This window comes from Phycisphaeraceae bacterium, from assembly GCA_015709595.1.
Classification (GTDB): Bacteria; Planctomycetota; Phycisphaerae; order Phycisphaerales; family SM1A02; genus CAADGA01.
On the sequence record CP054178.1, the window covers coordinates 3,348,683 to 3,364,011 of the forward strand.

The window sequence follows — 15,329 nt, forward strand, 5'->3', positions numbered from 1 at the left end:
ACCATGCCCCTCGACTCGCAACGAATCAGGCCCGAGCGACTGTCGCCCGCCGCCCGTGCGGGGATCTTTGCATTCGGACTGGTCGCCTACCTCGCCTTCTTCGTGACCATCTGCTGGGGCATCGCCTTCGTGGGCAACTGGATCGTGCCCAAGACGATCGATTCGGGCACGCCGGGGCCGATCATTCCCTCGCTGCTGATCAACGGATCGATCCTGCTGCTCTTCGTGGTGCAGCACACGATCATGGCCCGCCCGGCGTTCAAGCGATGGTGGACGCGGATCGTGCCCGCTCCGATGGAGCGCAGCATCTTCGTGCTGCTGGCCAGCGGAATCCTGCTGCTGCTCTTCTGGCAGTGGCGGCCTCTGCCCACGGTGGTGTGGGAGTTCACCCACCCGGTTGCGGTGTACGGATTGAGCGCCCTGTCGGTGCTGGGGTGGGGGATCGTGTTCCTTTCGTCGTTCCTCATCAACCACTTCGACCTGTTCGGCCTGCGCCAGGCGTGGTTCGCCCTGCGGGCGCGGGCGTACAAGCCGGTGGGCTTCCGCCTGACGTTCCTGTACAGGTTGGTGCGCCACCCGTTGATGGTGGGCTTTCTCATCGCATTCTGGTCCACGCCGGTGATGACCGTCGGCCACCTGTTCTTCGCCATCATGACGACCGGCTACATCCTGTTCGGCACACACGTCGAGGAACGCGACCTGATCGCGGAGCACGGTCAGGCCTATCTGGATTATCGCAAGCGTGTCCGCGGGCTGATCCCGCTGCCGAAGCGGATGACCAACGCGTGAACGCGTTCGGTTCGATCATGTTGTCGGTCGCGGAATCACGTGAATCGCCGGGGCCTTGATGAGGACCGTGACAGGCGACCCCTCACGCAGGGCCAGCTCCTCCCGCGCGGGGCGGGTGATGAGGGCGACCAGATCGAAGCCGCAGTGCAGGCCGACGCGGACCAGCGGGCCGTCCGACATGATCGACGTCACCCGGGCCGACAGTTGGTTCCGCGCGCTGGTGTGCGCCGCCGCGGCGCTCAGCAGCGTCACCTCTTCGCCGCGGATGCACACGGCGGCCGGACCTTCGCGGATATCGGGGGCCAGGGCGGTGAGCTCCACGCCCCCCGCGCCCACGCGGATGGTCGCCAGACCATCCCGCACCTGGATCACCTGCGCCTGAATCACCGTTTCGACGCCGACCATGCGGGCGACTTCACCGTCCACGGGGCGCGAGAACACCTCGTCGAGGGGGCCGGTCTGAAGCACCCGGCCCAGGTCCATCACCACGGCCCAGTCTCCCAGGGCGGCGGCCTCCAGCCGATCGTGCGTCACCAGCAGGCAGGGGACGCCGAGATCGGCCAGGATCGATCGAAGTTCGCGGCGGAGTTCATCACGGGTCATGGCATCGAGCGCCGAGAGCGGCTCATCAAGCAGAAGCAGGCGCGGCTTGCGGGCCACCGCACGGGCCAGGGCCACGCGCTGCTGCTGACCCCCGGAAAGTTGCCGCGGAAGCCGTCGCCCAAGCCCTTGGAGTTGCAGTCGCTCCATGAGCACCCCCACCGTCTCTCGGCGCGCTTCGCGCTGCAGCGAGCGGAGGCCGTAGCCGATGTTCTCTTCGACGGTCAGGTGGGGAAAGAGGGCGTAGTCCTGGTGGAGGAATCCGACGTTGCGCCGCTGCGGGGGCACGCAGCGATGGGCGTCCGCGTCAAACCACGACTCGTCATCGAAGCGGATCGTTCCCGCATCCGGCCGCTCCAGCCCCGCCAGACACCGCAGCACGGTCGTCTTGCCGCAGCCGGATGGCCCGAAGAGCACCGTCACCGAGAAGGCGTCGGCCGGACGATCCAGCGCCATGCGGATGGCGGCGCCGCGCGGGAATCGCTTCTCGAACTCGGCGGAGAGTCGTGCGCTCATGCGGCGTCCGCCCGGCGTTGAAGCCCGTAGGTGATGCAGAGCGCGATGAAGGAGAACCCCAGCAGCAGCAGCGCCGTCTGGTGGGCGGCGGCATAGTTGAGCGTCTGCACGTCGTCGTAGATGGCGATGGAGATGGTGCGGGTGACGCCGGGGATCGCCCCGCCGACCATGAGCACCACGCCGAATTCTCCCACCGTGTGCGAGAAGGAGAGCACCATCCCCGCCAGCACGCCGGGCCAGGAGAGCGGCAGCACCACCCGCCGGAACGTCGCCAACCGGGACTCGCCCAGCGCCCACGAGGCCTCGATCAACCGCTTGTCCACCGCCGCGAACGATGCCACAAACGGACGCACGGCGAAAGGCAGGTTGAACAGCACCGACGCCAGCAGCAGACCCGCGAAGGAAAACGGAAGCGTCCCGCCCGTCAGCGATTCATAGGCCTGCCCGATCGGGCTGCGCGGTCCGGTCGCCCAGAGGATGTAGAACCCCAGCACGGTGGGCGGCAGGACGAGCGGCAACGCCACCAGCGCATCCACGAAGAATCGCCCTCGGAACCTCGACCACGCCAGCCACATGGCCAAGGGCATTCCCACAACCAGAAGAACAACCGTGGTGCAGGCGGCCAGTCGGAGCGAGAGCCAGATGGCGTTCCAGTCCATCGATCACGTTCCGGGGAGAAGAAACCCATATCTGGCCAGAATGACGCGCCCCTCGTCACCCAGGAGGAAGGCCGTGAACCGGCGCGCCGCTTCGGAGTCGGTCGAGCGCGTGAGCACCGCTCCGCCCTGCTCCAGCGGGGGATGATCCTCCAGCGGAATCAGCCGCATTGTCCCGTGATCCTGCATGGCGGGCGAGAGGGCGAGAGACAGGGCGATGATGCCGATTTCCGCCGCGCCGGATTCCACGAACTGGGCCGCCTGCGCGATGTTCTCGCCCAGCACGAGGCGATCGCGCACCTGGTCGTACAGCGCGTGCCCGCGCAGGGCCGCTTCCGCCGCGCGCCCATACGGCGCGTGTGCCGGGTTGGCGATGGCGATACGCCGCACCGATTCGTTGGTCAGAGCGCTGAAGCCGAGATTCTCCAGGTCGATCGGCGACTCCTTCCGCGCCCAGATCACCAGCCGCCCGAAGGCGTAGATGAACCGCGAATCCCGTTCCGCCAGGCCCGCGTCGATCAGTCGATCGACGTACGCGACATCCGCCGAAAGATAGATGTCGAAGGGCGCACCCTGGCTGATCTGCGTATGGAAGCTGCCGGACGACCCGTAGATGGGGGTGACGCGGATGGAACTCTGCCGGGCGTGAAAGGCGTCGATGACCTCATCGAGGGCGAACTTCAGGTCCGCCGCCGCCGCCACGCGAATGGCGCGGACGGTTTGCGGCGGTCGTGACCCCGTCTCGGCGGATGATGCACTCCGGTTCTCGCCGCAGCTCGTGACGGCGCACCATGCCGCCGCGATCACGATCAGGACTGTCACCGTGATGACATGGCGCCCAAGTCTCCTGCTTCCTGGCGTGAGTCGCATGCGGACTGTCATGGATCATCTTTCCGCTGCCTCGACGGTGTTGCGCAGCATGGCGGCGACGGTGACCGGCCCCACGCCGCCCGGCACGGGCGACACATGCGAGGCGACCTGCACGACTTCCTCGAAGCAGACGTCCCCCACCGTGCGTGACCTGCCGTCCGGTCCGGTCACGCGGCAGATGCCCACATCCACCACGACCGCGCCGGGCTTGACCATGTCGCCGCGGATCAGGTTGGGCACGCCCGCGGCGGAGATGAGCACATCCGCCTGGCGCGTCTCGGCGGCCAGGTCGCGCGTGTACTTGTTGGTCGAGACGGTCGTGGCCTCGGCCCGCATGAGCAGAATCGCCACCGGCTTGCCCACGATGTTGCTCGCCCCCACGCACACGCACCGCGCCCCGCGCAACTCCACGCCGGTTGATTCGATCATCTCCATCACCGCCAGCGCGGTGCAAGGCACCAGCGAGCGACGGCCGTACACCACGCGCCCGATATTGGCCGGGTTGACGCCCTCGACGTCCTTCTCCGGGTCGATCAGGGCGTGGATACGCTCCGTATCGACGCCCGGCGGCAGGGGCAGATGCACCATGATCGCCGCGATGGCCTCGTCGGCGTTCATCAGCAGCACGCGCCCGGCGACCTCCTCGTAGCCCGCTCCATCGGGCAGGCGATGAAGTTTGTACTCGATGCCCACCTCGGCGCAGGAAGCCGCCTGGTTGCGGGCGTAAATCTCCCCCGCCGCGTCGGCCCCGACCAGCAGGGCGTCCAGCCGCACCGCGCGGTGCGCCGCCTTCAGCGCCGCCACCCGCCGTCGCACGTCTCCGCGAATCGCCTCCGCCAATGCCCTACCGTCGATGATGCGAGCCGTCATGGGCGTAGGATAGCGACCATCGTGCCAGTCCGTGTTCGCCGGACTGAATCAGAAACCACGGATGAACACGGATGTGGGAGACGAGCGCACCATGCATCAACGTTCGATGAAACCGCGACCAGGTTTCCGATGAAACGGTGGCGGTTCTGGGGGCGTGCTGGCGCGATCCCGGATTGCCTCCCTTCGATCCGCGTTCATTGGTGTTCATCGGCGGCTCCATTCCACATCATGCGCGTCTACCTCAACGGCGATATTCTCGATTCAGAACGGGCGGCCATCAGCCCGTTCGACCGCGGATTTCTCTTTGGCGACGGCGTCTATGAGGCCGTGCTCTTCTTCAACCGCGTGGGTGTGGGAATGGAACTGCACGTCGAGCGGCTGGGACGCAGTCTCGACCGCGCGGGCATCACGGGGTTCGACCCGTCCACGTTTCACGACATCGCCCGCGATCTGCTGGCGGACTCCGGAATCGACAACGCCATGATCTACCTGCAGGTGACGCGGGGCGTACAGATGCCGCGCAAGCACCTGCCCGGGCCGCGCATGACCCCCACCGTCTTCGCCTACGCCAACCCCGTCGCGGGGCTGGAGAGCATGCGCGAGCCGCAATCCATCCGTTGCGTCATCGTGCCGGATGATCGCTGGGCCCACTGCGCCATCAAGTCCACCAGTCTCATCGCCAACGTGCTGGCGGGCATGGAAGGCGCACGGCGCGACGCGGATGAAGTCATCCAGCACCGGGGCGGCTGGATCACCGAGGGCGCGATGAGCAACGTATTCGTCGTGCGCCGCAACGTCGTCCTCACGCCGCCCGATGACGCCTACCCGTCGATCCTCTCCGGCGTGATGCGGCGCATGCTCCTCGATGCGGCGGCGGGTTCGCGGTTCCGCGTCGAAGTGCGACCCGTCCACATCGATGAAGTGCGGCAGGCGGACGAGGCCTTCATCACCTCCAGCCGACGCCTGCTCGACGCCGTCACGTCCATCGACGGCAGCCCCGTGGGCGCGGGGGCGGTCGGACCCGTCACGCGGGGGCTGTTCGACCTGCTGCGGGCCAGGGTCGCGGAGCAGTGCGCGGTCCACCTACAATCCTGTCCATGACCAGCACCCGGCTGTCGTTCATCGGCCTGAACATCGGCAACACACGCACCCAGATCGGGCGTTTCGTGGACGGCGCGCCGACCGCCGAGCGCAAGATCGACAACGCCGACGTGCGGCTGGTGCTCGCCGCGGTGCTCGAGGAGTGCCGGGCGCTGGGCGGCGAAGGGCGCACCATCGTCGTGGTGGCCTCCGTCAACGACCGCGTCGCCTCGCAGGTCGAGTCGGGGCTGGCGGACACCGGCAAGGTCGATCTCTACCGGATCGGCGAGGACCTGCCGGTGCCCATCGGCACGCGGCTCGACCCGGAGACGATCACGGGCGTCGATCGGCTGCTCAACGCCGCCGCCGCCTTCGCGGTGATGAAGCAGGCGTGCGTGATCGTGGACGCGGGCACCGCCGTCACGGTGGACTTCGTGGACGGCGAGGGCACGTTTCATGGCGGGGCCATCGCGCCGGGCGCCCGCATGCAACTGAAGTCGATGCACGGGGGCACGGCGGCGCTGCCCGAGCTCGACTTCCGCGCTCCGGACGACGAGCCCTTCGGACGCAACACCGCCCAGGCCATGCTGCAGGGCGTGTTCCACGGCATCCGCGGGCTGGTGTGGAAACTGGTCGAGCGGTACGCCGAATCGTACGGCGCCTTCCCGCCCGTCATCGCCACGGGTGGGGACGCGGCGACGCTCTTCCAGGGCGACGGGCTGGTGGATCGCATCGTGCCCGATCTCACCCTGCGAGGAATGGCCGAGGCGGTGCGGCAGTCGCTCGATTCGCCGAACGATGAAGCGGCGACCCATGACCACGGCTGACCCCCGCAAGCCCCCATCACACGGCCCGGTGCAGGCCTGGTGCGCCACGTCCCGGCAGCCCGGCGCAGTGGCGGTGATCGAACTGGCGGGCGACGTGGCGCCGCTGCTGGAGCGTCTCACCCGGGTGCAGCCGCCGGGCGTGGGCGCCGTTCGACTGGCGGATCTGGCTGGAATCGACCGCGGACTGGTGATCCGGCTGGCGGATGATCGCGCCGCCATCACGCCGCACGGCGGTCTCCGCATCGTCGAGCGATTGCTGGAGCGGCTCCGCGCCGCGGGCGCGCTCGTGGATCGTTCCGAGTCAATCGACCCGACGCGGTTGTACCCGGAGGCATCCGATCGCTGCGAGGCACTCGCCCTGGCCGCCATCAGTCGCGCGGCCAGCCCGATGGCGATCGACCTGCTCATGCGGCAGCCGGATCGCTGGCGACGGTGGGCGGCCGCGAATGGCGATCGACCGACCGACGACGACCTTTCACGCTCGTTGCGGCTCAACCGGCTGCTCACTCCTCCCCTGGTTGTGGTCGTGGGGCTGCCCAACGTGGGCAAGAGCACGCTGACCAACCGCCTGGCGGGACGCCGCGTGTCGATCGAGGCCGATCTGCCGGGCACCACACGGGATTACGTCGCCGCCCGAATTGATCTCGCGGGGCTGGTGGTGAACTGGATCGACACGCCGGGTCTGCTGGAGAAGCCGGGTGAGGCGGACGCCGCGGCGCTCACCACGGCCGGTCGCATCATCGAACAGGTCGACCTGCTCATTGCACTGACCGACCACGAGCAACCCTGGCCGACGCTGCCCCGTCAAGCGGATCTGCGTGTGGCAAACAAGGCCGATCGGTGCTCAAGGGAGGACGCGGATATCTCCATCAGCGCGTTGAACGGAAGGAACGTCGAGGTTCTTGTCAGCGCGGTCGCGGAGCGTCTCGTTCCGCGCGTGGATCGAGAGCACCCCGGCGTCTGGGTCTTTGACGTTCGGCTGGTTGATGGTTCGTTCCGTCACCTGCCGCAACAGGGCGCACAAGAAACGACCCGGCCTTGAAGCCGGGTCGGATCGGGTACGAAACAAAAGGCCGTCGCGTCAGTAGAGGTCATCCTCATCCGCCGCACCGGGGTCGATGCCCTGTTCGGCAAGAAGCTGCTCGGCCTTCTCAGCGGCGTTGGCCTCCAGGGCGAGCCGGATCTTCTCCAGCGCCTTGTTCTGGATCTGGCGCACCCGCTCCTTGGTCACGCCGATGATCTGGCCGACCTGCTCGAGGGTGAGCGGCTCCTGATTCTCCGGCAGGTCGATGCCGAAGCGGTGGTGGATGACCGTCTGCTCCACGTCGGTGAGGTCGGCGTCATTGTTGAGGACGACATGCTTGACCTCTTCCGCCGACTCCAGCTCGTGCTGGCGGCGCAGCGTCTCGAGGTGGTTGGACTTCTCGAGCGCGGGGTCGAAGTCGGTGGGGAAGCGCTGCCGGTACTTGCTCAGCTTCATGCCCTGACGGCTGAAGGCCTTGAGAATCGCCCGGCAGGCGTACGTGGAGAACTTGAAGCCGCGGCCGCAGTCGAACTTGTCCACCGAACGCAGCAGAGCCATGTTGCCCTCGCTGACGAGGTCGGCGAAGTCCACCTCGCTCATGCGGGTGCGCTTGGCCATCGCCAGCACCAGGGCCAGGTTGGTCTCCGCGATCTGCTCACGATACCTCACTGCGGTGCGGTACCACTTGAGCACTTCGCGGGCCTGCTCGGGCGTGGGCTCGTTGCCGGCCACGACCTTCTGCAGTTCGCGCACGCGGAAGCGGGCGTAGTTGTACTGCAGGAAGAGCACGCGCTCCTCCGCGCCGGTGAGCAGAACCGTACCCGCGTTCTTAAGCGACCGGCTGCTCGACGGCGCCAGGTCGTCCATCAGCGGGCGGTACCACGACACGTCCGGGCGCTGCACGGGCGGGGCGTCGTCGTAGATGGTCTTCTCGGCGTTGGGCTTGCGGAACTCCTCGCTGTCGATGTAGTCCATCTCCTTGGCGAGGATCTTGCGCAGCAGGCGCTCCTCCCGTGCCGAAAGGGCCAGGTTGGTGCGGCCTGCGGCGGTGCGAGGCGCGACCGACCCGGAGCCGGACTCACCGCGCAGCGAAACCTGCTTCCGCTGGCGCATGCGATGGAGTGGGGAGTCCTTGGCGATCATGGTCGGGCCAATCAGGGTCTGCGTGCTCATGGGAATCCGATCAGTCGAACGTGGCGTCCCCGTCCGCCAGACAGGGGCGGACGGTACCTGGAACGCTGTTTCGGACCTGACCGAGGGTTATACGGAGGGGGTTCCTCCGTGTTCTCGATGCGACCCTAGAATGATTCTAATGAGTCGCCGAGTATTCCGAAAGGGCTGGGAAAGGTGAAAAGATGGGAAATCCACCGTCCGGCGACCCTTTCGGCTCGATCCAGTGCCGTCAGCCATTCCCTTCAACCATACCCTATACGAGGGTGGTGCGCCAATAGATTCTTCGGCGCAGAAGATGATTTTCCGTCACATCTTCAGGAATGACTCGTTCATGCCGAATCTTTGGAGCGACCAGACCGGCCCTACTCCGCCTTCCCCCCGCTCAGGTCGTACACCCACCCCTCGATCGCCCGCGGGCCATCGAACAGCCCGCCGTCCGGGAAAAACAGCCCCAGCTCCTTCTGGGCGGCTTCCGGGCTGTCCGACCCGTGGATCAGGTTGAACGAGTTGGACACCCCGAAGTCACCTCGGATCGTCCCCGGCTCGGCCTTGGACCCGAAGGTCGCCCCCATCATCTTGCGGCAGATGGCGATAGCCCCCAGCCCCCGAACCGCCAGCACCAGCACGGGGGCGCTGGTCATGAACCGTACCAGGCCCTCGTAGAAGGGCTTGCCCTTGTGCGGCTCGTAGTGGCGGGCCGCCAGGTCGGCGGTGATCCGCATCATCTTGCAGCCCACGATCTGCAGACCCTTGTCCTCGAAGCGGCTCACAATGCGGCCCATCAGGCCCCGCTGTACGGCGTCGGGCTTGAGAATGATCAGCGTCGTTTCCATCGGATTGGCCTCGTCTCTCGCGAAAAGGTGTTGGACGCAGAGCATAGGAGGCGAGGTTCGATGATCCAACCGTTCATCCGGCCGCGACGCCGCGCCGGACCAGTTCTCGGGTAATCCTGCGGACAATCCATGTCCGTGGCCGACCACTACGGCTGGAGGGCGTATGATGGTCGTGTGCCACGGATTGGCGTCGCACATCCGCCCAAGCCACGGAGGGACACGGATGTCCACCCTGCTCCTCGAACCCAAGGAACTCATGCCCAAGGCCGCTACGCCCACGCGATCCCCACGACCTGACAAGCCCCGCGCCACCGCCGAAACCATGGCGACGAAGCAGCGGGAAATTTCCGTCTCCGAGTTCTTCGCCAAGAACCGGCACCTGTTGGGCTTCGACAACCCGCGCAAGGCGATGCTGACCACGGTCAAGGAGGCCGTGGACAACTCCTTGGATGCCTGCGAGGAAGCCGGTATTCTGCCCGACATCACGGTCATCATTGAGGATCTGCAGCCCGACCGACCGGCCAGCGCCAAGTCCAGCCGCTACCGCGTCACCATCATCGACAACGGGCCGGGCATTGTGCGCAAGCAGGTGGAGCACATCTTCGGGCGGCTTCTCTACGGCTCGAAGTTCCACCGGCTCAAGATGTCACGCGGGCAGCAGGGCATCGGCATCTCGGCGGCGGGCATGTACGGGCTGCTCACCACGGGCCGGCCCATGGTCATCCACACCCGGCCCGGGGCCAGGAAGGAAGCCCACCACATCGAGCTGGCGATGAACACCAAGACCAACCGCGCCGAGGTCACGGTGGATGACATCACGCAGGACTTCCCCCCCGCCCGATTCGCCGACCTGACGCCCGGCTCCCGCGAGCTGGCCGCGGCTGGGCAGTTCCTCAGCCCGGAAGTCTACCGCTCGGGCACCAGCGTCACGGTGGAACTGGAGGGCAAGTACCAGCGCGGCCGGGGCAGCGTGGATGAGTTCCTCGAACTCACCGCCATCGCCAATCCGCACGCGCGGATCACCTTCGTCCCGCCGTCGCGGATCAGTACGGACGAGGAGGACGCCCCGCTCCTCAAGCGTGGCGCCGTGAAGGCCAGCTCACCATCGGTCCCCTCGGGATCGGGCGAAGCATCGGCGATCGAAACAGCGGGCGAATCCCCCACCGCTCCGCCTGAACCGGCTTCCACCACCGAAACCGGCGGCATCACGATCTTCCCGCGAGGCGTCGAGGCCCTGCCCACCGAAACCAAGGAAATCCAGCCCCACCCCAAGGGTGTCGAGCTTGGCACGCTGCTGCAGATGATGAAGGAAGCCGAGGCCGAGCGGGCCAACTACTCGCTCTTCAACTTCCTGCAGGACAAATTCTGCCGGGTGTCGGCGGCGACCGCGGGCTCACTCTGCCGCGCCATCGGCGTCACCACGCGCACGCGCGTGGGCGAGATCGACCCGCGCCAGGCGGAAGCCCTGTACAAGCAGATTCAGGACGTGCGGCTCCCTCCGCCGCCGACTGATTGCCTTGCACCCATTGGCGTGCGCAACCTGCTGGCGGGTCTGCTCAAGGGCGTGAAGGCCGAGTTCTACGCCGCCAGTTCGCGCAACCCGGATATCTACCGGGGTCGCCCGTTCCAGATCGAGGCGGCCATCGCCTTCGGAGGCGACCTGCCCGCGGATGAACCGGCCCGCGTCATCCGCTTCGCCAACCGCGTTCCGCTGCAGTATCAGCAGTCGGCGTGCTCCTCGTTCAAGGCGGTGCTCGACACCAACTGGCGCAACTACGACCTGCAGCAGCCGCGAGGCGGCGCGCCGGTGGGACCGCTCGTCGTCATGATCCACATGGCCAGCGTGTGGGTGCCCTTCACCAGCGAGAGCAAGGAGGCCATCGCCGACTACGACGAAATCCGCAAGGAGATGAAGTTGGCCCTGCAGGAATGCGGCCGCAAACTGGGCGTCTACCTGCGCAAACGCGCCAAGATGCGCCGCGAGGGCGAGCGCCGCGACGTTTTCCAGAAGTACATCGGCGAGATCGCCAAGGCCGTCAACGCCATCACGGGCGTCGACGCCAAGCGCTTCTACGACGCCCTGCTGGATCAGGCGAAGAGAAAGACCGCCATCGCCGACCTGCAGCTCGACGAGGACGGTCAGCCCATCCGCGACGAGCCGGACCCCGATCAGGAGGGCGTCATCATCGTCGAGTCCGGGGGGGCGGTGGAGTCCGTGACGCCTCGGTCCGCCGAGTCATCCGATGAGCCGGGATCGGCGGCAACTCCCGCGCCAGGCCGGCCCGGGAAGCGCCGTCGGGGCAAGCCGGTCGATGACAACCCGACGCTGCTCGACGCCGAACCGGAGCGAACGCGCCTTGGCGCCTCGCGCGACAGGCGCCGCGCCAACGAGCCGTTGAAGCGCCGCTCCCCGCGCGTCCCCAACCGCGAGAGCGGCACGTCTCCTTCGCCGACCGCACCGGATCACGGCGGACCAACTGCCTCGTCCTCGGCATCGCCTGAGTCGGCGGGGTCATCCGCACCCCCCGCGCCCCCCGTCAAGCGCAAGATCAAGACGAAGCTGGTCAACGGCACACTGGTTCCCGTTGGTGACGAGCAGTTGTTCTGACCGTCGCCTTCCATCCGCACCTAGACGCCCCCAATCGCACCTGAGCAATCATGGCCAAGACCAGCACCAAGCAGCGCGGCACGCCCAAGGTCAAACTTACTCCCGCCGATCGGGCGACAAAGGAGCGCATCGAGTCGCTGGCGCAGGGCGTGGTGAAGGCCACCATGTCGAGCCGCGAGCCGATGATTTCGATCCCGATGCGGTCGCGCGGCAACACCATCTGGAACCGCAAGCGGGGCATTCTGGAAATGGGCGACGCGCGGGCCGAGCGGCAGTTGTTCAACCTCAACCAGGCCAAGCAGTTCATGCAGACCATGCTGCACGCCGCGACGATCAAGGATCTCATCGACGCGGGCAAGACTTCCAGTCTCCGCGGCGTGTTCTACAAGGCCAAGCACACCGTGGCGGGCACGAAGGAGAACACGTTCGACACGCAGGACGAGAGCGACCCGATCCTCGAAGACCTCGAAGTGACGCTGGAGGCGCTGCGCGAGGAGCTGCACATCTTCGCCGAGCCGCGGGGGGCGATGGTGGGCAACATTACCATCATCGACAAGGGGGATGAGATCAACTGTCGGCGGATGGGCACCGGCGGGTATCAGATTCCCAGCATCGTCGAGCCGGACATCATCCAGTTCAAGAAATGCGAGGCGAAGTTCGTCCTCCACGTCGAGAAGGGCACGGTCTGGCAACGATTCAACGAGGATCGATTCTGGGAGAAGCACAACTGCATCCTGACGCATGGCGCCGGGCAGCCCCCTCGCGGCGTGCGCCGCCTGCTGCAGCGATTCAACCAGGAGCTGAAACTGCCGATCATCTGCCTGCTCGACTGCGATCCCTGGGGTCACTACATCTACTCGGTCATCAAGCAGGGATCGATCTCGCTGGCGTTCGAGTCCTCGCGCCTGGCGATCCCCCAGGCCAGGTTCCTGGGCATCCGCGCCAAGGACTACGAGCAGTGCGAGTTGTCCGAAGCGGTGAAGATCGCGCTCTCGGACAACGACATCAAGCGGGCCAGGGAGATCGCCGCCTACCCCTGGTTCGAAGGGCACAAGGGCTGGAAGCGCGAGATCGAGCACCTGCTGCGCAACGGCTTCAAGATGGAGGTCGAATCACTCATCACCAAGGACATCTCCTACGTCACCGAGGTCTACGTGCCGGAGCGGCTGAAGGCGCGGGACTGGCTCGATTGAGGTGAGTCAGACAGAGCGTCGGCATGTCAACTTGCTCGACGCCCCCGATTTCGGATATCATGGCGACTCCCAGCAGGGGCGTTCCGCGGGGGGCGGTCGAGCAGGGGAGAACTAATTCCATGGTGGTGATGACAATGGACGAGCCCGTACAGGCACCCGTGCGAACCACGCTGCCCGCGAAGCCGCAGCGCATCCTGGTGGCGGATGATGAACACCTCGTGGCCGCCGGCCTGAGAAGCAGTCTGATGGAGCTGGGCTTCGTCGTCATCGGACCGGCTTCGGATGGCGATCACGCCATCGAACTGGCCCGATCACAGAAGCCGGACATGGCGCTGCTCGACATCCGGATGCCCAACAAGGACGGCATCGCCACGGGCGAGGTGCTGGCGCGGCAGTTCGGCATTCCCGTGGTGATCGTGTCCGCCTTCTCCGATCCCGACTACCTGGAGGCGTGCAACAGGTTTCAGACCTTCGGCTTCCTGCTCAAGCCCGTGACGCAGGACGAGTTGCGCGTGACCATCGACATCGCCTGGGGCCGCTACCGCGATTACCTCGAGGAGCGGGGCAACGTCGAGCGGCTCAAGGTGCGCCTCGAAGATCGACGCATCATCGAGCAGGCCAAGTGGCTTCTGGTCAACAAGAAAGGCATTACGGAACCGGACGCCATGCGGCTGCTTCAACGGCAGGCAAGGAACAATCGACGCACCCTTGTCGATGTCGCCAAGTCGCTCATCGAGAACGATCAGCTGCTCGGTTGATCCGCTGGAGATGGCCGGACCGTTCAAGCCGCGCGGCGTACGGTCCTGACGATGCTCGGCGCCTGGTCCTGCGCCACCACCTGCCAGCGGCTCCATTTCGCGGAGCACTCCGGACAACGCACCACGCCGGCCTCGGGGTCCGACGCCAGTTGTCCGCGCAGGTCGTACCCGCAGCGACGACAGTTGGACGTCGGATGCACCAGGGTGTACCCGTAGCTCATGCACAGCGCGATGAAGCCCCACGACGCCGCCACCGCGGTGACCACGGCGGGATCACGCACCCCCGCGTACCATACGCTCCCGCTGACCATCAGCCCGCCGAAGAGCATCGTCCACCAGAAGCCCGGATCAAGCAGCATCCGACCGACCCGGCGCGAGTGCCGATTGATCGACATCGATCGCAATTCGCGGCTCAACGTGGACGCCAGGGCGGCATGGTTGAACGAATGCGCCCACAGCCATCCCGTATAGCCCACGATCACGAAACTGGCGATCGCGATCTGCGGACTGCCCTGCCAGAGATACAGGGGGATGGCGGCGCTGACGCCCAGCACCAGGCCGACAAGGGATGGGGACAGGCCGCCGACTGGCTCTTCCGCGGGTGGCATCATGGCCCCCTTTCATCGGTCAGATCGGCAAGGCCGTTTGGAGACGCGGCAGCCGCAGACAGAAGTCGCTCCCCCGCCCCGGTTCAGATTGCAGGGTCAGGCGTCCGCTGTGCTCTTCCGCGATGCGTCGGGCGATCGGCAGCCCCAGTCCCGTCCCCCCGGCTCGTCCGGTAACATAGGGGCGGAAAATAGCTTCCTGACGCTCTTTCTCGATCCCCGGTCCCGTGTCTATGACGTGAACGCACACATCGTCGCCCTGGGGCTCGACGCGGATCATCAGCTCCCCGATCCGTGCCCGCGGATCACGGTCCGCCGGCGCGGCGCGCGACATGGCCTGCACCGCGTTGAGCATCAGGTTGAGCAGGGCCTGCTTGAACAGCCCCTCATCCACCTTCGCCATCACCGGGTGCGCCGGCATCTGCGTGCGCAGCAGCACGCCCGCGCGGTCGCACTGGGGCAGAAAGAAGTCGCTCAACTCGTCGCAGATCGCCACCACGTCCTTGGGCTGCGGGTCAAGCTTGAACCGACCGGCGAACTGCAGAAAGTCGGTGAGAATGTCGCGCAGTCGCTCGGCCTCACGCTTGAGCGAGTCCAGCCGTCGGCCCAGACGCTCCTTCTGATCCTGCGGCAGCGACGAGTCCGCCAGACCCTCGGCCAGCAGCTGGGCATTCAGCCCGATCGTGGAAAGCGGGTTCTTGATTTCGTGGGCCAGGCCGCCGGTCATGGAGCCCAGTTCCGCCAGCCGCTCCGCCTCGTGGGCGCGCCGCTCCGCCGCCCTGGCGCGGCGTTCGCCCTGGCGCAGCAGCAGCCGCACGATGGGCAGCATGACCACGATGGCGAGAATGGCCCCGAGGAGGGCCCAGAAGAAGGGATGCACGGGGGGCTCCGCGGTTGATCCACCGACCTGATCGAAGGTCAGCATCG

General features: G+C 66.6%; 15 protein-coding genes. 7 read left to right on the forward strand and 8 right to left on the reverse strand.

What is annotated here, in order from left to right; all coding sequences use genetic code 11:
- Window positions 1-63: 63 nt before the first annotated feature.
- Entirely contained in the window at window positions 64-789 is a 726-nt protein-coding gene (locus HRU76_14225) for an isoprenylcysteine carboxylmethyltransferase family protein (GenBank protein QOJ19202.1), read from the forward strand.
- Between the two features lie 15 nt (window positions 790-804).
- Here HRU76_14225 and HRU76_14230 read toward each other — a convergent pair whose 3' ends face one another.
- The 4 genes from HRU76_14230 to HRU76_14245 are packed head-to-tail and all read right to left on the reverse strand — an operon-like array spanning window position 805 to window position 4,301.
- Entirely contained in the window at window positions 805-1,905 is a 1,101-nt protein-coding gene (locus tag HRU76_14230; GenBank protein ID QOJ18668.1) for an ABC transporter ATP-binding protein, read from the reverse strand.
- The gene (modB, locus tag HRU76_14235) at window positions 1,902-2,564 is read right to left on the reverse strand and encodes a molybdate ABC transporter permease subunit (protein QOJ18669.1); all 663 of its coding nucleotides are present in this window, start codon (window positions 2,562-2,564) and stop codon (window positions 1,902-1,904) included. Before modB ends, HRU76_14230 begins: the two co-directional genes overlap by 4 nt.
- A gap of 3 nt (window positions 2,565-2,567) precedes the next feature.
- Window positions 2,568-3,431: a molybdate ABC transporter substrate-binding protein gene (gene modA, locus HRU76_14240; GenBank protein ID QOJ18670.1), complete on the reverse strand. Its 864-nt coding sequence runs from the start codon at window positions 3,429-3,431 to the stop codon at window positions 2,568-2,570.
- A 15-nt stretch (window positions 3,432-3,446) separates the two neighbouring features.
- A complete protein-coding gene (locus HRU76_14245; GenBank protein QOJ18671.1) occupies window positions 3,447-4,301 on the reverse strand; it encodes a bifunctional 5,10-methylenetetrahydrofolate dehydrogenase/5,10-methenyltetrahydrofolate cyclohydrolase in 855 nt (284 codons plus the stop codon).
- 228 nt (window positions 4,302-4,529) lie between these two features.
- Here HRU76_14245 and HRU76_14250 point away from each other — a divergent pair, with 228 nt between their 5' ends.
- Genes HRU76_14250 through HRU76_14260 form a run of 3 tightly spaced genes read left to right on the forward strand, consistent with a single transcriptional unit; the run spans window position 4,530 to window position 7,250 of the window.
- Entirely contained in the window at window positions 4,530-5,402 is an 873-nt protein-coding gene (locus HRU76_14250) for an aminotransferase class IV (protein QOJ18672.1), read from the forward strand.
- Window positions 5,399-6,208 carry a type III pantothenate kinase gene (locus HRU76_14255; protein ID QOJ18673.1) on the forward strand — a complete coding sequence of 270 codons (810 nt, stop codon included), beginning with the start codon at window positions 5,399-5,401 and terminating at the stop codon, window positions 6,206-6,208. The genes HRU76_14250 and HRU76_14255 overlap by 4 nt, the downstream gene beginning before the upstream one ends.
- Complete coding sequence (locus tag HRU76_14260; GenBank protein QOJ18674.1) at window positions 6,195-7,250, forward strand: 50S ribosome-binding GTPase; 1,056 nt, start codon at window positions 6,195-6,197, stop codon at window positions 7,248-7,250. Before HRU76_14255 ends, HRU76_14260 begins: the two co-directional genes overlap by 14 nt.
- 39 nt (window positions 7,251-7,289) lie before the next feature.
- Here HRU76_14260 and HRU76_14265 read toward each other — a convergent pair whose 3' ends face one another.
- Both HRU76_14265 and ndk read right to left on the reverse strand, forming a co-directional pair.
- A complete protein-coding gene (locus HRU76_14265) occupies window positions 7,290-8,405 on the reverse strand; it encodes a sigma-70 family RNA polymerase sigma factor (protein QOJ18675.1) in 1,116 nt (371 codons plus the stop codon).
- 362 nt (window positions 8,406-8,767) lie between these two features.
- Window positions 8,768-9,238 carry a nucleoside-diphosphate kinase gene (gene ndk / locus HRU76_14270; protein ID QOJ18676.1) on the reverse strand — a complete coding sequence of 157 codons (471 nt, stop codon included), beginning with the start codon at window positions 9,236-9,238 and terminating at the stop codon, window positions 8,768-8,770.
- A 223-nt stretch (window positions 9,239-9,461) separates the two neighbouring features.
- Between ndk and HRU76_14275 the strand changes: the two genes are divergently transcribed.
- The 3 genes from HRU76_14275 to HRU76_14285 all read left to right on the forward strand — a co-directional run bounded on the left by HRU76_14275 (window position 9,462) and on the right by HRU76_14285 (window position 13,797).
- Complete coding sequence (locus HRU76_14275) at window positions 9,462-11,846, forward strand: DNA topoisomerase VI subunit B (GenBank protein ID QOJ18677.1); 2,385 nt, start codon at window positions 9,462-9,464, stop codon at window positions 11,844-11,846.
- A 50-nt stretch (window positions 11,847-11,896) separates the two neighbouring features.
- Entirely contained in the window at window positions 11,897-13,039 is a 1,143-nt protein-coding gene (locus HRU76_14280; protein QOJ18678.1) for a DNA topoisomerase IV subunit A, read from the forward strand.
- A 158-nt stretch (window positions 13,040-13,197) separates the two neighbouring features.
- Entirely contained in the window at window positions 13,198-13,797 is a 600-nt protein-coding gene (locus HRU76_14285) for a response regulator (GenBank protein QOJ18679.1), read from the forward strand.
- 23 nt (window positions 13,798-13,820) lie between these two features.
- Here the strand turns inward: HRU76_14285 and HRU76_14290 are convergent, their stop codons facing one another.
- Complete coding sequence (locus HRU76_14290; protein ID QOJ18680.1) at window positions 13,821-14,408, reverse strand: hypothetical protein; 588 nt, start codon at window positions 14,406-14,408, stop codon at window positions 13,821-13,823.
- A gap of 16 nt (window positions 14,409-14,424) precedes the next feature.
- Window positions 14,425-15,327 carry a HAMP domain-containing histidine kinase gene (locus HRU76_14295; protein QOJ18681.1) on the reverse strand — a complete coding sequence of 301 codons (903 nt, stop codon included), beginning with the start codon at window positions 15,325-15,327 and terminating at the stop codon, window positions 14,425-14,427.
- Window positions 15,328-15,329 lie beyond the last annotated feature (2 nt).